Annotated in this window: 17 protein-coding genes; 6 read left to right on the top strand and 11 right to left on the bottom strand. The window is 70.8% G+C overall.

The window, feature by feature from the left end; genetic code table 11:
• The first annotated feature begins 12 nt into the window (after window positions 1-12).
• The 3 genes from ACIQWX_RS39185 to ACIQWX_RS39175 are packed head-to-tail and all read left to right on the top strand — an operon-like array spanning window position 13 to window position 3430.
• Window positions 13-882, top strand: a complete 870-nt coding sequence (locus tag ACIQWX_RS39185; RefSeq protein ID WP_400882267.1) for a branched-chain amino acid ABC transporter permease — start codon at window positions 13-15, stop codon at window positions 880-882.
• A complete protein-coding gene (locus ACIQWX_RS39180) occupies window positions 879-2708 on the top strand; it encodes an ATP-binding cassette domain-containing protein (RefSeq protein WP_400882264.1) in 1830 nt (609 codons plus the stop codon). Before ACIQWX_RS39185 ends, ACIQWX_RS39180 begins: the two co-directional genes overlap by 4 nt.
• On the top strand, window positions 2705-3430 hold the full coding sequence (locus ACIQWX_RS39175; RefSeq protein ID WP_400882261.1) for an ABC transporter ATP-binding protein: 726 nt from the start codon (window positions 2705-2707) through the stop codon (window positions 3428-3430). Before ACIQWX_RS39180 ends, ACIQWX_RS39175 begins: the two co-directional genes overlap by 4 nt.
• A gap of 54 nt (window positions 3431-3484) precedes the next feature.
• Here ACIQWX_RS39175 and ACIQWX_RS39170 read toward each other — a convergent pair whose 3' ends face one another.
• The 6 genes from ACIQWX_RS39170 to ACIQWX_RS39145 form a co-directional block, all read right to left on the bottom strand.
• Window positions 3485-4075, bottom strand: coding sequence for a hypothetical protein (locus tag ACIQWX_RS39170; protein ID WP_400882258.1), 591 nt, complete (start codon window positions 4073-4075; stop codon window positions 3485-3487).
• Window positions 4076-5072: 997 nt separating this feature from the next.
• Window positions 5073-6041, bottom strand: coding sequence for a ThuA domain-containing protein (locus tag ACIQWX_RS39165; RefSeq protein WP_400882255.1), 969 nt, complete (start codon window positions 6039-6041; stop codon window positions 5073-5075).
• Between the two features lie 15 nt (window positions 6042-6056).
• Complete coding sequence (gene pqqB / locus ACIQWX_RS39160; protein WP_400882252.1) at window positions 6057-6917, bottom strand: pyrroloquinoline quinone biosynthesis protein PqqB; 861 nt, start codon at window positions 6915-6917, stop codon at window positions 6057-6059.
• The gene (pqqE, locus tag ACIQWX_RS39155; protein WP_400882250.1) at window positions 6914-8299 is read right to left on the bottom strand and encodes a pyrroloquinoline quinone biosynthesis protein PqqE; all 1386 of its coding nucleotides are present in this window, start codon (window positions 8297-8299) and stop codon (window positions 6914-6916) included. The genes pqqB and pqqE overlap by 4 nt, the downstream gene beginning before the upstream one ends.
• A complete protein-coding gene (pqqC, locus tag ACIQWX_RS39150) occupies window positions 8296-8985 on the bottom strand; it encodes a pyrroloquinoline-quinone synthase PqqC (protein ID WP_400882246.1) in 690 nt (229 codons plus the stop codon). The genes pqqE and pqqC overlap by 4 nt, the downstream gene beginning before the upstream one ends.
• Window positions 8970-9113 carry a hypothetical protein gene (locus ACIQWX_RS39145; protein WP_400882244.1) on the bottom strand — a complete coding sequence of 48 codons (144 nt, stop codon included), beginning with the start codon at window positions 9111-9113 and terminating at the stop codon, window positions 8970-8972. Before ACIQWX_RS39145 ends, pqqC begins: the two co-directional genes overlap by 16 nt.
• Window positions 9114-9360: 247 nt before the next feature.
• On the opposite strand from ACIQWX_RS39145, the gene ACIQWX_RS39140 reads away from it, so the two are divergent.
• On the top strand, window positions 9361-11511 hold the full coding sequence (locus ACIQWX_RS39140; RefSeq protein WP_400882241.1) for a PQQ-binding-like beta-propeller repeat protein: 2151 nt from the start codon (window positions 9361-9363) through the stop codon (window positions 11509-11511).
• Window positions 11512-11557: 46 nt separating this feature from the next.
• Here the strand turns inward: ACIQWX_RS39140 and ACIQWX_RS39135 are convergent, their stop codons facing one another.
• The 5 genes from ACIQWX_RS39135 to ACIQWX_RS39115 all read right to left on the bottom strand — a co-directional run bounded on the left by ACIQWX_RS39135 (window position 11558) and on the right by ACIQWX_RS39115 (window position 21177).
• A complete protein-coding gene (locus tag ACIQWX_RS39135; protein ID WP_400882238.1) occupies window positions 11558-12589 on the bottom strand; it encodes a PQQ-binding-like beta-propeller repeat protein in 1032 nt (343 codons plus the stop codon).
• The gene (locus ACIQWX_RS39130; protein WP_400882235.1) at window positions 12589-17697 is read right to left on the bottom strand and encodes a phosphotransferase; all 5109 of its coding nucleotides are present in this window, start codon (window positions 17695-17697) and stop codon (window positions 12589-12591) included. The genes ACIQWX_RS39135 and ACIQWX_RS39130 overlap by 1 nt, the downstream gene beginning before the upstream one ends.
• Before the next feature lie 60 nt (window positions 17698-17757).
• On the bottom strand, window positions 17758-18678 hold the full coding sequence (locus tag ACIQWX_RS39125) for a hypothetical protein (RefSeq protein ID WP_400882232.1): 921 nt from the start codon (window positions 18676-18678) through the stop codon (window positions 17758-17760).
• Between the two features lie 80 nt (window positions 18679-18758).
• A complete protein-coding gene (locus ACIQWX_RS39120; protein WP_400882229.1) occupies window positions 18759-19529 on the bottom strand; it encodes a hypothetical protein in 771 nt (256 codons plus the stop codon).
• 490 nt (window positions 19530-20019) lie between these two features.
• Entirely contained in the window at window positions 20020-21177 is a 1158-nt protein-coding gene (locus ACIQWX_RS39115) for an alpha/beta hydrolase fold domain-containing protein (RefSeq protein ID WP_400882226.1), read from the bottom strand.
• Between the two features lie 167 nt (window positions 21178-21344).
• Here ACIQWX_RS39115 and ACIQWX_RS39110 point away from each other — a divergent pair, with 167 nt between their 5' ends.
• Together ACIQWX_RS39110 and ACIQWX_RS39105 are read left to right on the top strand one after the other, a co-directional pair.
• Window positions 21345-22214: a dihydrofolate reductase family protein gene (locus ACIQWX_RS39110; protein ID WP_400882224.1), complete on the top strand. Its 870-nt coding sequence runs from the start codon at window positions 21345-21347 to the stop codon at window positions 22212-22214.
• Window positions 22215-22337: 123 nt separating this feature from the next.
• On the top strand, window positions 22338-23477 hold the full coding sequence (locus ACIQWX_RS39105; protein ID WP_400882221.1) for a DUF6973 domain-containing protein: 1140 nt from the start codon (window positions 22338-22340) through the stop codon (window positions 23475-23477).
• The last annotated feature ends 70 nt before the right edge of the window (window positions 23478-23547 follow it).

Genomic DNA, 23547 nt, shown 5'->3' with positions numbered 1-23547 from the left:
AAAGGACCCTTCATGCAAGTTCTGCTCCAGACCCTCGTCGGCGGGCTCAGCTTCGGTGCCGTCTACGCCCTCGTCGCGATGGGCTTCTCGATCGTCTACCGCACCATGGGCCTGGTGAACTTCGCCCACGGCCAGGTCGTGATGGTCGGCGCGTACGCGGCGTCGACCTTCTACATGTCCTCACGGCTCCCGTTCTTCCTCGCCATCGTCGTCGCCATGGTGGTCACGGGGCTCATCGCGCTGGTCATGGAGCGCGTGCTGCGTCCCTTGGAGAACAAGGACTTCGACCTCATGCTGATCGGCACGATCGGCTTCGGCGTGGTGCTCGAGGCACTGGCCACGATCATCTGGGGCGCGACCGGCCACGCCGTCCCGACGCCCGTGGACACCGAGCCCCTGGACCTGTTCGGCGTGCGCGTCCGCACCTACAACCTCGTGGTGCTCGCCGTCGCCGCCGCCGCGACCGTCCTGCTCCTGCTGTTCCTGCAGCGCACCAAGCGCGGCGCAGCCATGCAGGCGGTGGCCATGGACCACGAGGCCGCGACCGCCGTCGGCATCCACGTCGGACGCAGCAACGCCATCGCGTTCGCCATCGGCGCGGGTCTCGCCGCCCTCGCCGGCGGCCTGGTCGGGCCGTTGCTGTACGTCAGCCCCACGCTCGGCGGCACGCTCGGCATCAAGGGGTTCGCCGCCGCCATCCTCGGCGGCTTCGGCAACATCGGCGGCGCGATCGCGGGCGGGCTCGTCATCGGCGTGCTCGACTCGTACGCCTCCGGCCAGTTCCAGGGCTATTCGGACCTGGTGGTGTTCCTCGCCTTCACGGTCATCATCATGATCCGGCCCACCGGGTTCTTCGGCGAACGGACGGTGAACCGGGCATGAGTTCCCTTCTCCGCAACAGATCCGCCACGGTCAAAGCGCTCGGCGCCGCCGCGATCGCCGTCGCCGCCTGGTTCCTGCCCTACGGCCTGGACACCTACGGCATCCACGTCGTCAACATCGCCGTGGTCTTCGCGCTGCTGGCCGTCGGCCTCGGCCTGGCCATGGGCGTCGCCGGGCAGATCAACCTCGCCCAGGTCGCGTTCTTCGGCATCGGCTCCTACGCGCTGGCGATCTTCACGACGAACTCGGGTCTCGGGTTCTGGGTTTCGGCCGTGCTCGCCATGCTCGCCACCGCGTTGGCCGGCCTGTTCGTCGGCATTCCCGCGCTACGGGTCCAATCGCACTACCTGGGCATCGTCACCCTCGGGCTCGCACTGGCCTTCACCAACTGGGTCACCAACGCCCAGGTCGCCGGCGGCGCGTCGGGCATCAACGGGATCCCGGCTCCCCCGCTGTTCGGCATCGACCTGACCAACGAGTACCTGTACTACTACTTCGAGCTGATCGTCTTCGGCCTCGCCATCGCGTTCGCGCTCTTCCTCGTCCGGACGGCGCTCGGCCGGCGGCTGCGGGCCATCCGCGACGACTCCCTCGCCGCGGGCGCGGTCGGCGCACCCGTGCCACTGCTGCGGATGACGGCGTTCCTCACCGCGAGCGTCTACGGCGGCGCGGCCGGGGTCCTCTACGCCGGGCTGATCCACTACATCGCCCCCGAGTCCTTCAGCGTGGCCAACATGTTCCTGCTGCTGGCGATGGTCATCATCGGCGGCAGGCAGAGCATCGTCGGCTGCGTGATCGGTGCGATCGCGCTCGCGCTGGTGCGGGAGGCGCTGGTCGACTTCTCCATCTACGCGCAGCTGGGCTACGGCGCCGTCGTGGTGCTGATGGTCGTGTTCGCGCCCACCGGTTTGGCGGGGCTCCCCCAGCGGATCCGGTCGGCGGTCCGGCGTCGACGGCACCGGGCGCCGGGCGTGCTCACCGCGTTCCGCCCGTACGAACCGGCTACCGACACGGCGGCCTCCGGAGCACTCGAGGTTTCCGGGATCAGCAAGCAGTTCCGCGGCCTGCGCGCGCTCGACGGCGTGACGCTGTCGGTGGCGCCCGGGGAGATCCGCGGCATCGTCGGCCCCAACGGGTCCGGCAAGACGACGCTGTTCAACGTCATCAGCGGGATCTACACCGCCGGCGGCGGCACCGCGAGCTTCGACGGGCGGCAGCTGACCGGCCGGCGGCCGCACCAGCTGTCCCGGCAAGGGATGTCGCGGACATTCCAGAACCTGCGGCTGTTCGGGCAGATGACGGTCGAGGAGAACCTCCTGGTGGCCCTCGACCGGACGCCGATGCGCGCGGCGTGGCGGTACGTGGTGTGGCCGATCGGCATCTGGCGGCACGAGCGCCGGCTCCGGCGGGACGCGGCGGAACTGCTCGACCGCTTCGGCTTGACCGACTTCGCCGGCGCGGCCCCCAAGTCGCTCCCCTACGGCATCCAGCGACGCGTCGAACTCGCCAGGGCCATGGCCGCCGGACCCAGCCTGCTGCTGCTCGACGAGCCCGCGGCCGGGCTCAACGGGCAGGAAGTCGGTCAGCTGCAGGAGATCGTGCGGTCCATTCGCGACAGTGGCGTGACGGTCGTCCTGATCGAACACAACATGGGCCTGGTGATGTCCCTGTGCGACCGGGTCACGGTGCTGGCCAGCGGTCGCGTGATCGCCGAGGGCACGCCGGCGGAGGTCGCCGTGCGGCCCGAGGTGATCGAGGCCTACCTGGGTGACTCGTTCAGCACGGCCGAGGTCGTGGAAGCCGTGGAGACGGAGGCACTGCCGTGAACCCTTCGACCGGAGGCGACCTGGTCGTCGAGGACCTCGCCGTGCACTACGGCGGGGTCCAGGCGGTCAGCTCCGTCTCGTTCACCGTCGGCGCCGGCCGCTGCCTCGGCATCATCGGGGCCAACGGCGCGGGGAAGACGTCGACGTTGAAGGCGCTGATGGGCCTGGTGCCGCGCAAGGTGGGCACGCTCCGCCTCGGCGACCGCGACCTGACGAAGGTGAAGCCGAAGGACGTCGTGCGCCACGGCATCGGCTACGTGCGGGAGGGCAGGCACGTGTTCACCGGGCTGACGGTGGAGAAGAACCTGCTGCTCGGCGCTTACTTGCGTTCGTGGAAGGGAAAGACGCGGGAGACGCTGCGGGAGGTGTACGAGATGTTCCCGGTGCTGGGCGAGATGCAGCACCGCCTGGCGGGCGCGTTGTCGGGCGGCCAGCAGCAGATGCTGGCCATCGGGCGCGCGCTGATGTCCGAGCCCCGGCTGGTGCTGCTGGACGAGCCGTCGATGGGCCTGTCGCCGAAGCTGGTCGAGGAGATCCTCGGCACGCTGCAGCGGTTGTCGGCGTCGGGGCTGGGGTTGTTGCTGGTGGAGCAGAACGCGAAGCTGACGTTCGAGGCGACGGAGACGTGCGTGGTCATGGAGAACGGCCGGATCGCGATGACCGGCAGTTCCGCCGAGCTGGCGCACGATCCACTGGTCCGGCAGATCTACCTCGGGTTGTAGGGCCGGCGGTCGAACGCCCGGCCGTGGAGTCCACGGCCGGGCTTGTCACAGTGGTCAAGCGCCTGGCTCGGCCCCCTGGATCCGTTCGACGAGCTCGTCGCGGTACTCCCGCGCCGCCTGGAACTCCGGTTCGTCGCCGGTCGCCCGCTTCAACGCGCCTTCCAGGATCTTCAGCCCTTGGCGTTCGTTGCCGCGCGCATCCGCCTGCCTCGCGGCGTTCTCCATGGCCGCGGCGAGCTTGGTCCGCGCCTCGGGTTCGGTGGTGGCCTTGCTGATCCGGATCCAGTTCCCGCCCGGATCGACGACGGCGAACCCGGTGTACCGGTCGTTGCGCAGCCGCGGCCGGGTCATCCGCGGGATGCCGGAGACGAGCAGTTTCCCGTGCACGGACCGCATCCCCGCCGCGAAGGCCTCGAACAGCGCGCCGATGTCCGGCACGATGACCAGGCAGGTGCTGTACGACTGCGCCGGGTCGTAGCCGTCCATCCCGAAGAAGTGCAGGTTGATGTCTTCCCGCCGCACCGCGACGTGCGGGTTCGGCCGCGTCTGCCGATAGGTGATCTCGAAGCCGAGCATCTGGTAGAAGGACGCGATTTCGTCGATGGAGGGACAGGGCAGGAGCGGGACGGTCAGTTCGTTCGCCATCGCTCGAAGCTAAGCCCGGACGCGCCGAAACGACACGGAGCTATTTGCTCGTGCGAACAGCACAGCGGGCCCGCCCCTCCGGATCGGGGTCCCGGCGAAGTCGCGCCCGGCACACTCCGCGACGGATCCGCCAACGTCTTGAATGAGTCATTCAAGACCTCGGACGTCTTGAATGACTCATTCAAGACGTCCGGGACCCGGTCACCACCAGCGGAGTGGCCGAACATCCGCCACCTTGCCGAGGTCCTGACACCGGGCGAGGTGAACGAGTCCTTCGTTCACGACATCCCTGCCGACACCGGCACTCCGGGAACACCGCCCAGCGCCCCGGCTGCGCCGGAATTCCCCTGCCCACCCCACCGAGCAAACCCCACCCATCCCTGGGGGCTGACCCCGATCCAGTCTATCGGCGCCGACCGACGGAACCAGGTGAACGGCCCTCTCGGCGGCCCGCTTGTCCACATCACAGCGGCGCTGTGGACAACCGAGCGACTACCAGACGAAAAGCCACCCGGAGAGCACGGCGACGCCTCGAACGAGCGTTATGAACGACTCTTTCATGCCGTCCGACGCGCTGAAAGAGTCGTTCATGCCGTCCGGCCCGCCCGCACCTCGCCACGCCGGCCGACGGCGAGAATCGGAAAGCTGCAAGCAGCAGGCACGACTTTGCCGGACCGCCGCCCCTCCGGACGGGGGCCTCGGCAAGCCGGAACGGCGCTCTGCCCGACGGGGCGCTCTGCCCGGAGGGTCGCTCTGCCCGGAACGGCGCTCTGCCCGGCGCGGCGGGGTTCGGCGAAGTTGCCCGACCCGACTCCGGCCCCGCAGCCAGTCGTCTTGAATGAGTCATTCAGGACCTCCCACGCCCTGAATGACTCATTCAAGACAACCTATCCCGCCTGGCCAGGCGCGGCGGCCTCGCAACCCCAACCCGTGCCAAGTGACAACCAGCATCCGAAACGCCCGGCCGAGATACCACCGGCCAGGCGTCCCGACGGGCTCAGCGGCAGAACGGCGCCGCCCCCGCGGCGGACTTGATGCCGTTGGCGATCAGCGTCTGGAAGTACACCGCGCCGTCCGCCGTCGTCGTGTTCGTGAACGCCCAGCTCTCATGACCCAGCGTCGTCACCCACGACCGCCCGCCGTCGTAGTACTGGCACCACGCCACCGGGTGGTTGTCGCCGTGTCCGGGATGCCCCATCGACCCCTTCACGCCCTTGGCCAGTGTCGACTCGTCGACCTTGGCCAAGACCCGCACGTCGCTGGGGAAGGGCACGAGGTTGTACCACTCGTCGGTGAAGGCCCAGCGGTTCGGCAGGCCTTTCGTCGACACGTCGTTGCGGTCCGCCGTCTGCACCACGCCGGGCTGCGCGGGACCGTGGTCGTAGTAGTTCGCCCCGCCCAGCAGACCCTCGTACCACGGCCAGTTGTACTCGGTGCCGAACGCGTTGTGGATGCCGACGAACCCGCCGCCGCCCCGGATGTACTGCCGCAGCGACGTCTGGGCGGAGTCGTCCAGGGCGTCGCGCGTGGTGCTCATGAAGATGACCGCGTTGTACTTGAACAGCGTGCTCGGGCTGGCGAGCTGCGTGACGTCTTCGGTCCAGTCGACGGCGAACCCGTTCTTCTTGCCCAGCTCGACGAGCCCGTTCTGCGCGACGTTCGCCGCCGTCAGCGGCGGGTTCAGCCCCGGCCCGAGCGCCGGCCCCAGGTTCGCGTGGCGCGGCCCGGCGGTGCGCGAGTACACGAGGACCTTGATGCCCTTGCTGACGTCGAAATTGCCCCAGTTGTGGTAGCAACGCTGGTCGAGGCCGCGGCACACGCCGTAGTCGGGGTCGCCGAGCGCCTGGGCGCCCTGCTTTCCCCCGTCGTGCGCCGACGCGGGCATCCCGATCAGGGCGGCCGTGGTCACCGCCGCGGTCACCGCGCTCCCCAGCATCGTCACCAACGTCGTCGATCTCTTCTTCATGGTGGTCCGACCTTTCTACAGCTCGAGCAACCGGCCGTCGGCGGCCACCGACGCACCCGCGGCGGTGACCTCGGCCAGTTCCGGCGCGTCCGGCCGGAGGAGCGGGTTGGTGTTGTTGAGGTGGGTGAACAGGAAGCGCGTTCGCGGCCGGGCGTGGATCAGCGGGAGCTGCTCGCGCACGGCCAGGTGTCCCATGCCCGACGCCGGGCGCGCGGGACCCATCTCGTCCTCGGTGAAGAACGTGCCGTCCAGGACTACGATGTCCGCCTCGTCGATCGCCGTCTCGAACTCCGGGCCCCACGCGGCAAGACCGGGTGCGTAGACGACGGCGCGGCCGCCGGCGTCGAACCGGTACGCGCACACCGCTTCACCCGGCGGCAGCTCGCTCGCGTACCGAGGTCGCTTGGCGCTGAGCACGGTCGCCGTGACTCTCAGGCCGCCGGCCAGCTCGATCGGCTCGCCGTCCCGGACGTCGTGGCGGTGGATCCTCGTGTATCCCGATAGGACAGTGGTCAGGGGGAACGCCGTCGTCAAAGCCTCGTGCACCCACGCGGTGGCGTAGACGTCGAGGGCGGCGGCCTCGCGCAGGCCGAGCAGACCGAGGGTGTGGTCCAGTTCGGCGCTGGTGAACAGGACTCCGCGCACCGGGGTGTCGCGCGTCCCGGCGGGCGGGCGCAGCTCGGGGGTGGCCAGCAGCTGCGCGCGCAGGTCCGGGGAGGCGTTGACGAGGTACCACGCGCTGCCGTCGCCGCTGACCGCCAGACCGTCCTGGGTTCGCGCCCTCCCCGTGTCGCGAGCCGCCTCGCACTCCGGGCAGCCGCAGTTCCACTGGGGAGAGCCGCCGCCGGCCGCGGTGCCGAGGACACGGACCTTCATCGCATCCGCCGGGGTACCGCGGGTTCCGGCACGAGGTCGGCGATCCCGGCCAGCACCAGGTCGTGGTGCTCGGACAGATCGCAGACCGGGTCGGTCACGCCCGCGTCGCCGGTCAGCTGGTAAGCCTGGCACCGGCAGCCGCCGAAGTCGATTTCCTTGAGCGCACAGCCGTTGCAGGGCTCGGGCAGCCACTCGGTGCCGCGGAACTTCCGGAATGCCGGGGACTCGTACCAGATCGTCGCGAGCGGATCCACGCGCACCGACGGGATTTCCAGTCCGGGCAACGTTTCCGCGGCCAGGCAGGGCAGCACGTGCCCGTTGGGCGTGACGGTCAGCTGCCGGGCACCCCAGCCGTAGTTGCACGGCTTGGGCCGGGGGTCGTAGTAGTCGGCCGCGACGTGCACGACCTCGAAGCCATACCGCTCCCGGACTTCGGCGACGTCCCGGGCCGCCCGGTCGACCTGTTCGCGTGTAGGCATGAGCGCCGCGCGGTTGCGCAAAGCCCAGCCGTAGAACTGCGTGTGGGCGAGTTCGAGGCGGTCCGCTCCCAGGCGGGCGGCCAGCTCGGCGATCGCCGGGATGTGCCCGACGTTCGCGCGGTGCAGCACCACGTTGATGGACAGCGGGAGGCCGGCCGCGCGGACGGCTTCGGCGACGACGAGCTTGCGGGCGTGCGCGGCCCGCCCCGCCACCCGATCCGCGGGCGCCGCTTCGGCGTCCTGAATGGACAGCTGGAAGTGGTCGAGGCCGGCGTCGGCGAGCCCGGCGATCCTCGCCGCGTTCAGCGAAATGCCGCTGGTGACCAGATTTGTGTACAACCCGAGCCGGTGCGCCGCGGCGACCAGGTCGGTCAGGTCGCGGCGCAGTCCCGGCTCGCCGCCGGACAGGTGCAGTTGCAGGACGCCGAGGGATCTCGCCTGGGCGAACACGTCCAGCCACGCGCCGGTGTCCAGTTCGTCCCGGTAGCCGGCCAGGTCGAGCGGGTTGGCGCAGTACGTGCACTCCAGCGGGCACCGGTAGGTCAGCTCGGCGAGCAGGCCGAGCGGCACCGGTGAGCGCGGTGACGCCGCTGTCGCGGTGCGCGGCTGGAACACCTGCGCGGGCCGGGCATCCGGCGTCTCCCCCACCAGGCCCCGCCGGTCGAGGTCGGCCAGCGTCCGGAGCACCGACTCGGTGGTCACGCCAGCGTATTCGGTGGCGAGGTCGTCGACGATGTCCGCCACCGAACGCCGGGTGTCGCACCGGGACAGTACGGCCACCGCGGTTTCGTTGAGCAGCAACACACCTTCGGGGAACAGCAGCGCCGATCGGCCGCGGACGGCGTCGAACTCCAGCCGCACCCCGCGGCGCAGCCCCGGCCTGCTGCCGGCTGTCACGCTCATGCGGACCCCGCGTAGTCGACCGCGTCGAGCACCGCCCACAGCACGTCGCACTTGAAAGACAGCGCACGGATCGCGGCGTCCTGCTGCTCGGCGGTGACGCAGTGGTCGAGCACGAGACGCAGGGTCAGCGCGCTGTCCTGCCGCGCCGCGGGGATCCGGCGCTCGAAGTAGGCGAACCCCTCCGGGGCGATCCAGTCGTAGTGCTCTCGCCAGGCGTTCACGCGATCGGTCATGTGCCCCGGCGAGAACACTTCGGTGAGCGCCGCCGCGACGCTCTCGATCCACGGCTTCGTGCGGCAGAAGTGCAGGTACCCGTCGACGGCGAACCGCACGCCGGGCAGGACGTGCCGTTCGTCCAGGACTTCGGCCCTGCTCAGCCCGACCGCTTCCGCCAGGCCCAGCCACTGTTCCAGGCCGCCCTCGCCCGCGTTCGCACCGTCGTGGAAGACGATCCGGTCCACCCAGGCGCGGCGGACGTCCGGCAGCGGGCACGCCGCGATGACCGCGGCGTTCTTCTGCGCCAAGCACTTCTGGTAGTACCAGCGGTTGGCGACCCACCGGCGCAGGTCCGCCGGCGTGCACCCGCCTTCGTGCAGACGGAGGTGGAACGGGTGGTGCGCCCAGTAGCGCTTCTCGAGGCGGAGCAGGGCGTCGGTCAGCTCCGCCCGGCTCAGCGGGCCCGCCACGGCTCGCTCTCGCCGGCGTACGCGGTGACCTCCGGGCGGGTCTCGTAGCACTCGACCACCGGATCCGACCACTGCGGCAGAACCCGGCCTTCGCTTTGCGCCACATCGGTTTCCAGAACAACGGACATACCGGCACTCCTCGTCGAGTCACGGAATCACTGGTCCACACAGCGGTCCATTCGGTCCGCCTAGTGTTCCGCGAACAGTACCCCGGCGCCCGCGCGGCGAACAAGAGGCGAATCCTCTTGTTCCGCACTCGCAGCGGTTCTAGACTCGACCGTCGAGCGGTCCGATAGTACCACTAGATGGACCCCCTTGCTCGCCTTGATCATCTCGTCGCAGCGCGCTTTTCTCAACGAAGAGAGGGACCGACCGATGGATCGACGCAAATTCCTGACCGGCGCGACGGGGGCCGCCGTGGCGGGGACCGTGCTCGCCGCCACGCCCGCCGTCGCGGCGCCGGCCACGGTGGACACCCCGCGCCAGCCGGACGCGTTCGGCAGGCCGGGGCGGGACTTCACCAAGGTGGGCGGCGACCTGGGCAACCAGAACCACACGCCGCTGCGGCAGATCACTCGCCAGAACGTCGACCGCCTCGGCGGTGCGTGGCACGTCAACCTCGAAGGCGGGGACGCCTCGCGCGCGCAGCAGAGCACGATCGTCGCCCAGAACGGCGTCCTCTACGTCCAGACCACGCAGCAGAACGTCTTCGCCGTCGACGGCCGGACGGGCGCCGTGCGCTGGAAGACCAACCTGGGCACCGAAACCACCAACATGCGCGGGGTGGCCCTCGGCCAGGGCAAGGTGTTCTCGACCTCCGGCGCGAACATCCTCTACGCGCTGGACCAGAAGACCGGCGCCGTCGCCTGGAAGACCCAGCTGCTGACCGAGGACGCCTCGCAGGGCACGCCCGAACCGTGCGACCCGGCGAACGGCCAGTGCGGTGGCAGCATCGGCAGTCTCGCCGGCGCGGTCGTCTACTCCGACGGGCTCGTCTACGTGGGCATGCAGGGCAGCACGGCCGGCGCCCGCGGCCGGGCCTACGCCCTCGACGCCGCCACCGGCAAGATCGCCTGGACCTTCTGGGCCGTCCCCGGTCCCGGCGAGTTCGGCCACGACACCTGGGAAGGCGAGTCCTGGAAAACCGGCGGCGCCGTGCCGTGGATCCACCCGGCGGTCGACCCCGAGCTGGGCCTCGTCTACTGGACCTTCGGCAACCCCTACCCGCGCACCAACGGCTCCACGCGCGGCGGCGACAACCTCTTCGCCAACACGATCGTCGCGATCGACGCGAAGACCGGCAAGCGGCGCTGGCACTTCCAGTCCGTGCACCACGACATCTGGGACTACGACAACGTGATGGCGCCGGTCCTGATCGACCTGCGCATCGACGGCAGGCTGCGCAAGGTCGTCGTCTACGGCAGCAAAGTCGGCATGTACTACATCCTCGACCGCACCAACGGGAAACCGATCCAGGGCGTGACCGAGCAACCGGTTCCGCAGGACCCGCGGCACAAGACGTCGCCGACGCAACCCATCCCGGCCGGCGACCCGTTCGTCCCGCAGGAGCCGAGACTCGACAACTCGACGCGTCCGGTGCCCTTCTACCCCACCGGCGGCCTGTTCGCGACGCACTGGGACCGCGCGACAATCATCTTCCCCGGCGCGGGCGGCGGCGCGGACTGGTCCCACGTCTCGTTCAACCCCAACACGGGCTGGGTGTACGTCGGCTACGGCCTCATCAATTCGTCCTATTCGAACACCACGGGTGGCCGCGTCAACACCGCCCGCCCGTACGGCGAATACTTCGCGGGCGGGCTCGCCGCGGTCGACCCGCGCACGAACAAACTGGTGTGGAGCAAGGACAGCGAGTGGTCCCTGGCCCACGGCAACGGCATCCTGACCACCGACGGCGGCGTGATGTTCCAGGGCGGCCCGGACGGCAACCTCCTGGCGATGAACGACGTCGACGGCCGCGAGCTGTGGCGCTTCCAGTGCGGCGCCGGCGTCCACACGAGCCCGATCAGCTACGAGATCGACGGCGACCAGTACCTGGCGGTCTTCGCAGGCGGCAACGGCCTCCCCTACCCCGACATCCCCAAGGGCGACCACCTGTGGGCGTTCAAGCTCGGCGGCAAGGTGGCCCCGGCGCCCGCACCGACACCCCCGTCGAAGCGCAACCAGATCCGCACGGCGGCGGTCACCGCCTCCGTCGCGAAGAACACGGTCACTTTGGGCCGGGTGTGGGACGCCGCCGCGGGAGCACCCGGCGCGGTCGAGAACACGGTGGCCCAGACGGCGATGTCACCGCAGAACCTGACGGTCCCCGTGGGCACGGAGATCACGTTCGTGAACCCACAGGGCAACGCGTTCGCCCACGGCGCGGTCTCGTTCTTCGAGTACGAGTTCGACAGCGGGACTCTGATGCCGGGGCAGTCGTTCAAGCACACGTTCACGAAGAGGGGCGAGTTCTTCTACAACGACCCGATCTTCCCGCAGAACACCGGCAAGATCGTGGTCACCTGAACCTGCCGGAGCGGCGCGACGCGGGACCGCTCCCCGCGTCGCGCGGTCACCCGAGGCTGACGAGCTCACCCGAAACCGGGACCAGCAGGTCCCCGTTCGCGGCGATGGCGAGCGGGCCGGTGATCGGACGGCCGGCCGTCCACGTGCCGCGCGGGCCGTCCTCGTCGAGGAACAGCACGCAGCAGTCTTCGGTCAGGTCGAAGCCGGGCCAGCCGTGGTACTTCGTCCAGCGGTCCCACGTCGGGCTGCACGCGACGGCGACCGGTCCCTCGGGGCCGGCGGCGATGCCGCGCACGTCGGCCGGCACGCGGTGGTGCTGGACCACGGCTCCGGTGTGACCGTCCACTATGGACACCGTCGGGCGCCACTCCCCCACGTCGTCCCGCTCCGGCCAGCCGGGCAGCACGAGCCGGCCGGTGGGCAGGGGCACCACCAGGTCGCCGGGTGGCAGGTGCGCGGGCACCGGACGGAGTCCGCCGCCCGGGTCGAGCACGACGTAGCCGGTGTGCTCCTCACCGTGCACGGGTACCAGGACGCCGCCGTCCGGCAGGCCGGCGAGGGTCCCGGCGATGTCCCCCTCGGGTTCGGCCCGCCACAGCGCGGCGCCGTCCCGGTCGAACGCCCGGACCGCGGCGCGCTCGGCGACGAACAAGGTGTCGTGCCAGACGAACGGCCACGCCGGCGCGGGAACTTCGGCCTCCCACCGCGGCTCGCCGGTCAGCGTGACCGCGCGGAGCACGGGCCCGGCCGCCAGGAACACGAGCGACCCGTCCGCCAGCGGCATCGGCGCGGACCTCGGCGTCATCCGGACCGCCCCGGTGACGGCGCCGGTCCGCTGGTCACGCACTTCGTACCCGTCGGCGCCGGCCGTGACGAGCAGACCGCCGCCGAGCGGCACGCCGACCCCGTCGGCGGTCCAGCGGACCTCGGGGCCGTCCAGGGCGACCACGCCGGTCTCCGTCGTCACGAAACACATCCCGTCCGCCGCCGCCGAAACCCCGACGACGTGCCGGCCCGGCAACGGGACGCGCCACCGCACCTGCCCGGTGCCCGACAACGAGAACGGCGACGTCGTCATCAGAGCCCGAACGCTTCGACGGCGAGGTCGATGTGCTGCTGCTGCACCGGATCGATGGGCGGGACCACGCGGCGCACGGTTCGGGCCCGCAAGTCGGTCAGCACCCGCATCAGCCACCCGAGCGACGCCCTGGCCTGGAAGAACGCGTCCGCCTGCGGGGTCGTGCTGGTGCCGCCCGCGCCCGTGTACGCGCTGCGGAACACGGCTTGCAGGGTGGCCACCTCGGCACGGTTCAGCCTCAGGGTGACGCTGTAGTGCGCCAGCTGCTGCGCGAAGACGCCGACGTCGCGGGACGGCGCGCCGATCGGGTTGCCGCGGGCGTCGATGGACAGGTGCAGGGTCGTGACGTCGATGATGGTGACGCCGTCCCCTGCGTGGAAGAAGTAGTTGCCGGGATGCGCGTCGCCGTGCACCAGCGCCGAACCGCCGGGGTGCGCGCGGAACCCGGCGACCAGCGCGTCGATCCGCGACTGCAGCGCGCCGAGGTCGATCCCGGCGTGGATCAGCTGGTCGCGGAAGCCGGGCAGCTTGCCGCGGCGGTCGAGCACGTCGTCGATGTGCCGCCGCAGGAACGCGTCGGCGACCGCGCCGCCCGACCCCTTCGGCGAAGTGTGCAGCCGGGCGAGCGTGCGCCCGATCCCCGCGACGGCCGTGCTCAGCTCCGCGAACAACTTCGTGCGCTCCGGACCGCGCGGCGTATCGCCGGTCTCCTTCATCATCCCTTCGACGTCCTGGCCCCGCGCCGCGCTCGTCACCACCAGGCCCGCCGTGGTCGGCCGCCGCGACGCCCGCGCGACGCCCAGCGCGGCGACCGCGCGGCCGTCGACGATCCGCACCCGGCCCAGCCGCGCGAGCGCCGACAGCTCCATCGCGAACTGCTCGCGGCTGGGGAAGATTTTCAGCACGCCGAGCAGTGTGCCGCCCGCGTCGAGGATCCGCTGCACCGGCGCGCCCGAGTACCCGCCGCCGACGGGAACCAGCTGCACGTCGCCGGCGGCCCGGACGGCGGTGCGGGCGAACCGCCGCAACGAGCTGGGCGCGGTCGGCACCACCGGCAGCGACGCCATCAGCCGTTCCAGCGCGTCCGGGTCGACGTCCCCGGTCGGCGTCCGCGTCCCCGCCGCCCGCTTGTTCGCCTGGCTGGTGGTGAACCGCAGCCGCGCCCGGGCGGTCGCGGTCCGCGCGCCCGGCTCGTCGAGCTCGTGCTGCTGCCCCTCCTTGAGGGCGGTGCCGTCGGCCAGCAGCTCCCGCCAGTACCGCGGCACCGGGTCGTTCAGGATCTTCGTGGGGTCGTCGCCCCACTCCATGCCGTGGAACTTCAGGGCGATCGTGCGACCGGTCGAGCGCATGATCCGGCGCACCGTGGGCAGCTCGGTTTCGACGAGCACCGACGAGGACAGGAACTGCCGCGCGAAGATATGGATCTCCTTGCGCAGGCTGCCCGCGTACCGCCGGGAGAACGTCACCCACAGCGGGCGGACGAGGGCCCAGTTGTCCAGCAGGACCAAGCCCTCGGTGACGTTGTAGAACTCCTGCGTCTCGAGCGTGACGAACCCGAGGCCGGCCGCGTAGTCGCTGAGGTCGACGCCCTTCGACCAGAGCGCGCCCTGGCCCGGGGCGATCCGCATGCCGCGCATCAGCGTGTCCGCGACGTCCTCGAAGTGGTCCGGCCGGTGGTCGCGCAGGCCCGCGATGACCAGGTACCAGAGGTGGGCGGCCGTCGCGGACGAGAGGTGGATCTTCGCCGCGCCCGCCATCCACTTGGGACGCTCCGGGTGGTCGTAGGGCACCCGGAGATCGACGTCGGTCAGGTGGACGAAGCTGTAGACGACCCGGCCGCGCGCGGTGACCTTCCTGCTGAGCTTGCCTTCGACGACCCACTTCTCGGCGTACTTGCGCGCCTGCGTCTCGCCGAGCCGGACGACCTTCTTGAGGCCGGGCACGGTGGCGCCCATCCGGCCCGGCATGTCGTCGATGGCGAAGTCGAGGCTGTTCGCGGGGCTCGACCCCTTGTAGGCGCGTCGCGCTTCGGACAGGTAGCGGTCGTTCGCCAGGTGCTCGAACTTCGCGCGCGGGTTGATCGCGCCGTCGAAGACGAACAGCACCGCTTCGCCCGCGCCCGGCCGGGTGGCCGCGGTCAGCGTGGTGAGCCGGTAGCGGGACTTGATCGCGGGCAGCCCGCGTCGCACGGCGTCCGGGTCGCCGGACACGCGGTCGGCCAGCCGGCCCGCCTCGTGCAGCGCGGCCATGAGCTTCCGGCGCAGCGCCGGGTCGTCCGGCCGCACCCGGCGGGGTGGCTTGCGGCGATCGGCAGGACGACGGCGGCGCGGCCGGGCCGGCACCCGGGCGTCCGGCCGACGGCGGACGGGACGCCGTGGCTTCGGCAGCTTCGGCTTGAGCTTGGCCCAGAGCTTCTTCACCAGCGCGGCGATCTTGTCGATGACCCAGTCGATCGCGCGGTTCACCGGCCGGGACAGCTTCTGGAAGATCTGGCGGACCTTGCCCGCGATGCCGCCGATGCCGAGCAGCGCGGCGAGCGCGCCGATCAGGACCGGGACGGCGCGGGCGAGGGCGCGTTCGACGAGCGCGGGCACGCCGCCGGTGCCGCCGCGGGCGATCGCGAGGACCGCGTCGAGCACGGCGTTGACGAAGTCGATGATCTGCCGGGCGTTCAGCACGACGAACCGGATGATGTCGATGATCATCTTGCAGGCGCGGATGAACGCCGACGCCGGGTTGAACAGCGACAGGATCCAGGTGATGCCCGCGATGATGATCGTCGGCAGCAGGTAGGACACGAGGTCGTCGATCAGGGTCTTCTTCAGGTCGCCGACGCGGGACTTGACGTCGTCGACCATGCCGAGGATGCCCCGCCGTTTGACCTGTACGAGCACCGGCACGGAGACCTCGGCGGCGGCGACGGCCTTCTCCGGCGCCTTGCGGACCAGCCGGGACCGGATGTTCGGCCACGAGATGCCGAGCAGCGTCGCGATCAGCACCAGGATGCCGGCGATGTCGAACGTCGCCGGCAGCTGGAGACCGGCCGTGGCGGCGGTGCCCAGCAGCCACGCCAGCACGCCCTGTTGCAGGTGCTTGCCCGCGTTGCGGATGAACAGCTTCAGGCCGCCGCCGACGCCGGTGACCAGGTTGCCGAGGAACCCGATCGGGTCCTTCAGGATCGCGCCGATCGCGCTGACCGCCTTGGCCAGCACGCCCATCAGCATCCGGCCGAGCTCGACGATCGCCTTGATCGCGCCGCCGATCGCGTCCGCGGCCTTCGCGACCAGTCCCTTGTTCTTCTCCTTCTCCGCGGCGATCTCGGCGTCGACGGCCTTGACCGCGTCGGTGTACTTCGTGGCGAGCGTGTCGACGAGCTGGGTCCCCTTGTCGTCGACGGTTTCCTTGAGCTGGTCGAACTGGCCGTCGAAGTCGGCGGCGGCCTCCCTGCCGATCGCCTTGAGGTCGGCGGGGAGCTTCTCGACGGCGGTCTGGAGCTCCCCGCGGCCGGTCGCGATCCGGTCCTTGGCGCGGCGCAGCTCGCGTTCCACCAGGTCGGCGATGTCGGAGATGAGCAGACCCATCGCCGTCAGGTAGTGGTCCTTCGCGCTCTCGTAGATGCGGTCGGCTTCCTCCGGCAGGCCCGCGAACAGGTCTCGGCCCCACTTGATCCAGCCGTCCCAGCCGCCGTACCGCTCGTCCTTGTAGCGGCGCATCCCGTCTTCGTGCTCCTGCGTGAACCGGTCCCGGGCGCGCTTCTCCTTCGTGGTGAACTCGTCGTCGACCTTCTTGTCCAGGTCCGTGAGGATCTGCTCGACGTCACCCTTCGTCCGGTCGAAGACCTTCTGCAGGAGGTCGGTGACCTCCTTCCGCTTGTCCTCGTCGGTCTTCTTGGTGCCGGCCTTCCCGGTGCCGACCCGCTTGCCGGTGGCCACCCGGGTCGCGTGGATGCCCGCCATGGCGGCGGAACCGCGGGCCGCCGCGCCGGCCTTCACCTCGCCGACCTCGCGGTGTTCGTCGGCTCGCAGCTTCTTCGGCGCCGTCTCCGCATGGGCGTCCATGGCCTTCTTGTCCTGGACCGCCTTGTCGAAGCCCGGCTCGCGCGAGTTCCGGAACTTCAGCTGCTGTTCGGTGACGTTCGCGTCGGCCAGCTGCTTGCCGACCCGCTCGGGACCGGCGGACAGGTCGGTCGCGGACGGCGGCAGGGTGTCGGGAGCGGCCTGGGCCGGGTCCGGCGTGCCGGGTTTGGCGGGCACCTTGTCCGGCGCCATCGGGACGACCTGCTTGACGTCCGGCGCGGGTTCCGGCGGGGCGGCGGTGGTGTCGGCGATCTCCTTGGCCGAAGCGTCCTTGCCTTCGCCGACCTTGCCGTGCACCTCGTTCTTGATCTCGCCGGCTTTGCCGGACTCGCCGAACTTGTCGGCCTCGTCGAGGTTCTTGGGCGCCTTGTCTGCGACCGCCTTCTTCACGGCTTCGACGAACGCCTTCTTGTCGAACTCCTTGGGCTGCGCGGCGTCCATGTCCTCGGCGTGCGCCGCCTTGCCGCGGGCCTCCTGGTCGTCGGCCGGTGCGGCGGCGGCCGCCTGCGCCGAGTCCGCTTCCGCCGCCGCCGGTGGGTGGCTCGCGCCGACGGTCTTCTTCTTGGCGGCGACGTCCTTCTTCAGCGCCTGGAACTTCGGGTCCGCGCCGGGGGTGCGGGGGCCGGCCGCCTTCTCCTTCGGCGGCTGCTTCTCCGGACGCTCCACTGTGGACTTTTCCGGCTCCGGCTTCCGGTCCGCGGCGGCGGGATTCGCCTTCCGCGCGACCGGGGCAGGCGGCTTCACGGCGGGGGGCGCCTGGCTCGCGACGGCCTGGTTCCCGACCAGCTGCTGCCCGAGCGGCCTGGCCCACGAGCCCGGTTTCGGCTCGCTAACCCGCGGCCGCCCGCCCAGCACCGCCGACACGGCCGCGTTGCCCACCACCGACTGCGCCCGGACGACGCCCGCGGGCCCGGGGTCCCGTGCGCCGCGGGTCTCCGGCCGGCGCGGTGACGCGACGGACGTCGCGGTCGTCGTCACGGCGGTCGACACGGCGGGCGGCCGCGGACCGCGGGCCTTCACGGGGACGGGCATCGGGTCCGAGGATGGCAGAGGGCGCGCGGCGCGGACGTCACCGCGGCGTCACCACGGCGTTCACCCCGTCAGGGTGGCCAGGACGGACTCGATCTCCGCCCGCGCGGGCCCTTCGGCCGTGCCGAGCAGCTCCCGCAGCGGCTCGATCGCCCGGCGCACCCCGAGCGTGCCGGCGGCCCGGACCGCGCGGCGGTCGGCGTGCAGGCGCAGCAGCACGAGGTTCTCGGCGAGGGTGCGGTCACGGCCGGTCAGCGTCTCCAGCCCGTGCGTTCCGAGGTCCGGCTCGGCACCGTCCAGTTCGTCGACGAGCCGGTGCACGGATTCGTTGTCGCAGCGCCAAGTCAGGTCCTCGATCGGCTCCCCCGCCTCCCGCCGGGCGACGATCGCACGCAGCTCGGCGAGCGCTTCGGTCTGCACGGTCGTCAGCGGGGACAGCAGCCGTCCGGTGACGCTCTTGAGCACGTCACCCCAGAGCACTTCGTCGTCCCCCAGCCCGACGAGGGTGAGCAGCACGTCCGCCGCCTCGGACCGCGCGGTGGGATCCGGATCGGCCGACAGCACCTCGTACAGGACTTCCCGGTCCGGGTCGGGGAACTCGGCCAGCAGCCGGACGGCGGCCCCGCGGTCGTAGCCGCTGCCCGCGTGCGCGCGCAGCAACCGGACGAGGGCGGCCTCGCCGGAGAGGTCGCCGAGCTCGAGCAGGGCCCGCGCGGCGGCCACCCGCGTCGCCGCCGGCGCGGCTTCCGAGGTCGCTTCGACGAGGGCCGGAACGGCGCGGAGGCAGCCGGCGTCGGCGAGCGCCGCGGCAGCGCGGCCGTCGCCGGTGGCGAGCTTCGCGACCAGGATGTCCTCGGCCTCGAGCCGCTCTTCGCCGACGAGGTCGAAGAGCGCGCCGACGTCCGGGATCTCGTCGAGGGAGTCCCGCGTGACGGGTGCGGTGACCCCGGCCAGGAACCGCTCGAACGCGGCCGAACGCGCCATCCCCCACACGGTAGTCACCCGGCGCGGCGATCGCCGGGCGGAACCGATCTCCTCGGACGACGTCGTCTGCGCGGTGCTCGCTAGGGAGCGGCCAGAGCGGCTTCGGCGCTGCACGGAAGCTCCATCCGCTGGTCCCGCGCGCTGAGCGACCACACCCGCACCACGCCACCGACCCGGCGGCCCATCATGCAGTCCGTGTCCTCGACACCCGTCCGGGCGAACAGGGCCACGCCGACGTCGGATCCCCGGACCTGGACGACGACCTCCGGCGCGATCCCGGCCAGGTGGGTCTCCGGATCCACCGGGGGCGCGGGCATCCCGGCGCTCAGCGCCGCGCGAACCTCCGGCAGGCCGGCCGTGGCCGGCAGGTGCCCCAGGACGGCTTCGAGCGCCGGGCCGAACGCGGGCGGGATGTCCCGCCTCGGCAGCGGCGGCGGGGTGATCGCGGCGGCGTTCGCCGGGCAGGTGACCCGCGACGGTCCCGACGACGTCCCGTAGTAGTCGAACTCGACGCGGTAGCAGGCGTCGAAGGTGTCCGGGCCGAAGTTCCAGTCCTCGGCGGGTGTCTCGTGGTGGATCCGCCAGACCAGGCGGGCCATCGGATCCCGGGGATCGTCGTGGGGCAGGTCCGTGGCCTCGAGGACGCCGAAGCTCTCGCTGCGCCCCAGCGGCGTGGCCAGCGCGGCGCGGGCGAACCCGGCCGCGTCGGCCTGGCGCGGGTAGCCGATCGCGTCGGCGAGCGTGTCCGACTGCCGGTCCGTCTCGGCGTCGCCCGCAACCGAGGGAACAAGCCAGAAGGACGCGACCAGGCCCGCGCAACCGAGCAGCACGATACTGCGTGAAACCTTCACGGTGCCGAGGTTATCGGCGGCGGATCGCCCGCGCCTGAGTAGTTTCCCCCGCTTTCGGAATCATTCGAGGCAGTGGCTGGTCCCGGCTCGCTGGCTTCGCGGAGCGTGAGAACCTGCGGTGCCGGCGGCTTCGTCCCGTTCAAGGCAACGGAGTTCGGGTAGAGCCCGTCACCGGTCAAGTCTCGCGAGTATGACGAAGACCGCTGTGTGTAGCCGGCCGCGGCGGAGGTGGCTGAGGTGATGCCAACCTTGGTTTCGAGGCGGAGTTGCAATCGATGCCAACACTGGGGCTACCCGTACCCGTCGCGCAAGCACTCGCACGGCCGCTGCGTTCGACTCTGCCCGCAGTACAACCCCCTCACGGGCATCACGGTCACTGGTTGCACGCGAGGTCCGAGCCCGACAAGGAGGACGCAGCGACGCACTCACATGCCGATGAGCGGAGGTTGTCGCTGCTCCGTGACGGTTGAGGCCCCCAGCGAGCCGGCCCTCAGCCGGCTTCAGCCGCGATATCGGTGGCCGGCGAACGCACAAACTCGGCAACCTGCTCGAGCGCAGCGGCAGCCTCCGGCAGAAACGACCAGAACAGATGAAACACGTGCGTGCCCACCGGGTAGAGGTCGAACCGGACGTCCACGCCGTGCTCGGCGGCGTAGTCGACGAAACGGCGGGTCTCGTGCAGCACCGTGTCGCTTGTGCCGGACTGCACCAGCAGCGGCGGCAGGCCGGACAGGTCGGCCTCGAAGACGTTCAGCAACGGATCGGTATGCGGGTGTTCACCGACGTACAGCGAAAGCCACCGCGCTACCGGTGTCCCGTCCGGCGGGTCCACGACGTTGACCGACGGGCACAGCAGCACCGCCCGCCCCGGCTGCGGCAGCCCTTCGCGGGCGAGTTTCACCATGAGCGACACGGCCAGCCCGCCGCCGGCCGAGTCACCGCTGATGACCAGTTCGCTCGGGTCGGCGCCCTGATCGAGCAGCCACCGGTAGGCAACGAAGGCGTCGTCCAGCGCGGCCGGGAACGGGTGCTCCGGCGCGAGCCGGTAGTCCGGCAGCACCACGGTGGCGCCGGTCGCCGCGGCCAGCGCGCCGGCCAGCGGCCGGTATCCGAACGCGGAGCCGGAGATGAATCCACCGCCGTGCAGGTGCAGCAGACGTGGCGGGCCGGCCGCGCCCGCCGACACCACCAGCGCGGACACACCGCCGGCCTGCACCGGCCGGACCCGCGTACCCTCCGGCACCGGGAACTGGGCGTTGAGGGCCTCGTAGGCCTCCCGCATCTGAGGTAAGCCGGGTTTGCCGTCCTCGGCGACCCCGTCCCACAGCTGCGCAACCCGGGCTGCCACCTCGCCGCCGGCCGAGCGGGTCAGGGCGACCGCATCGTCGAGATCGGCCAGGAGCGGCACAGCGGTACCCAGCAGCGCCTCGCCGGCCAGCGTCAGCTCGACGCGGTGGGTCGAGCGCAGCAGAAGCGGACAGCCGATCAGCCGCTCCAGCGCCTGGATCTGCCGGCTGAGCGCCGGTTGCGACACGTAAAGGCGGGCCGCCGCCCGGCCGAAGTTGAGCTCGGTGGCGACGGCGACGAACGCACGCAGGTGCTTGAGCTCGATGGCGTCAGTGGCGGGTAGCGGCCTCAAACCAGGCATGCCGCCGAGTATCTGCCTTCGGCGGTGTCCGTGTCATACCGGCCACGCAAGACGGTGATGCAAGATCGGCCTTTCCCGGACTCGCGGCCGGCGTGGCAGGCTTGGTCGTGGCTGAAGGAACTGGTCAAGGACGCGCGGAGCTGCACCTGCGTGGTGGTGTGGCCCGGGTGCACTGGCCCGCTCGGCTCATCCCCCCGCCGCCGCTGCTGGTGTGGTTCACCGACGGCGGTTCGCCGGCCGCGACCGGGGTCATCGTGGTCTCGGCCGGGCCGCGGGACTTCCCGGCCGCGCGGGAGCTTCTGGAGTGGTCGGCCGCCCACGCCGCCGAGCTGGGCGCGGATCCGGCCCGGCTGCTCCTCGGAGGGGACGGCATCGGAGCCGCCCTCGCCGCAAAGGCCGCCCGCTATGCCCGAAAGCACGGGTGGCCGCCCGTGCTCGAGGTCGGGCGGCACCCACCGGCACTCGAAACCTTGGAAACAAAGGACAATCACATGCGCAAACTGGTGTCGAACTTGTTCGTCTCGCTCGACGGCGTCGTCGAAGCGCCCGACAAGTGGTCCCTCCCCTACTGGAGTGACGAGATCGCCGCGTCCGTCGACGCCGGCATGGCCGCCGCCGACACCATGCTCCTCGGCCGCGTCACCTACGAGGGCTTCGCGGCCGCCTGGCCCGAGCGCACCGTCGCAGACGACGAAGGCGCCGACTTCATGAACAGCGTCCGCAAGTACGTCCTCTCGACGACGCTGTCCGAGGTCACGTGGAGCAACTCGACGCTGCTGCCCGACGACCCCGCAGCGGCCATCCGCGAGCTGAAGGCGGAATCCGGCGGCGACATCATGACCAGCGGCAGCGGGACGACCGTCCGGTGGTTGCTGTCCGAAGGCCTCGTCGACGAGCTGAAGCTGTTGCTGTACCCGGTCGTGGTCGGCACCGGCAAGCGCTTGTTCCCCGCCGACGGCCCGAACTTCCCGCTCGTTCTGAAGACCACCACGGCCTTCGGCAATGGCGTCGTCCAGCTGACCTACGGCCAGATCTGAACAGGTTGAACGTCCGCTCATGCCGCCGAGCGTACGAGCTGTCCGTGCGGGCAACGAACTGTGCCCTCACGTACAGCGCGATGGGCACCTCCGGCACCACCGGCGAGCTCCTAGCCTCGAGGCATGCCGGGAACTCAGTGGCAAAGCCAACACGTTCGGGAAGCTGAGCCGGATCATCGACCCCGGGCCGCTCATAGCAGCGGCCCGCTGGCTCTTCTCGGCCTGCAGCGCGCAGCGGGGAACACTGCGGTCACACAGCTGTTACGCAGTAACACCAGACCAGTGGCCCAGCGTTGTGGTCCGGTGCCCTGCGACTGCACACCGGAGGAGCAAGCCGAAAACGCGGAAACCGCCGTTCAGCGCACGATGGGCGACGGTCATGATTTGTGCGCGCCACGCTTCGCCGGAGACCTCGATCTGGAGGCGTGCTATGACGACGAAGCCCGCCTGACCATGAACGGGATCGGCCAACCAGGAAAGACACAGGTCGAACGAGGCCCCTCGGTGCGAAAGGTGCAGGACGCCCTTGTCGATCTCGGACTCTTGGCGTCAGGAGCGGCCATCGGAAGGTACAACCAGGCAACCTGGAACGCCGTAAAGGCCTTAAAGCGCAGAGAGCACCTGGGATTCGAGAACCTGGGTGATATCGGGCCCGGCACGATGGAGTTCCTGAACACGCACTTCACGCCGCCCTGCCCGCGAACCACGCCCAGCCCGCCGTGTCCTCCGTGCGGAGGTGGCGGTGGTGGCGGAGTGACTCCACCACCACCTTCCCCGACGTGCACAGTTCCCGCCAGTCCGGACATGTCGGGATCAACGTTCAACCCCACCACGAGCGGGCAAGCCGCCGTGGCGGCGCGTCACCCCATCGACGCGTTCACCGCCAATTCGCTGGCCGACGACGCCTTGGCAGCCGCTCGGTCCAGCGGTCTCGCCGGGCTCCACCTCGGGCCGGCGGATGCGTTCCGGCATGCCCTGTGGAACTGCCAGATGGCCAAACGCCTCGGCGCCGCTCGCGCCGAACAATTCGCTACCGCCCACGAGAATGACGGCCCGAGTACGATTGCCTTCGACAACCAGATGGACCTGCACAACAACGCCACCGGGCGATCCCTCGCAGGGGCGCCGGACTGCGCGGCAGCGGTCCGGGCAGCGCTCGCAGCAGGCCAATTGCGCACCATCCGAGGCCCAGCCACCACGCCACGGGCGGTGCCTCCAGTAACTGCCCCATGTCTGGGTGCATCGGACCAACCTTGGCCGTGACAGGACCGTTGGCGACGACGGCAGGAAATCCGAATTCGCCGGGCCGATAACGCGTGTCGCGAGAAAACTG

This window comes from Amycolatopsis sp. NPDC098790 (assembly GCF_044759945.1).
Lineage (GTDB): Bacteria > Actinomycetota > Actinomycetes > Mycobacteriales > Pseudonocardiaceae > Amycolatopsis.
This window is presented reverse-complemented; position numbering and strand designations above follow the sequence as displayed.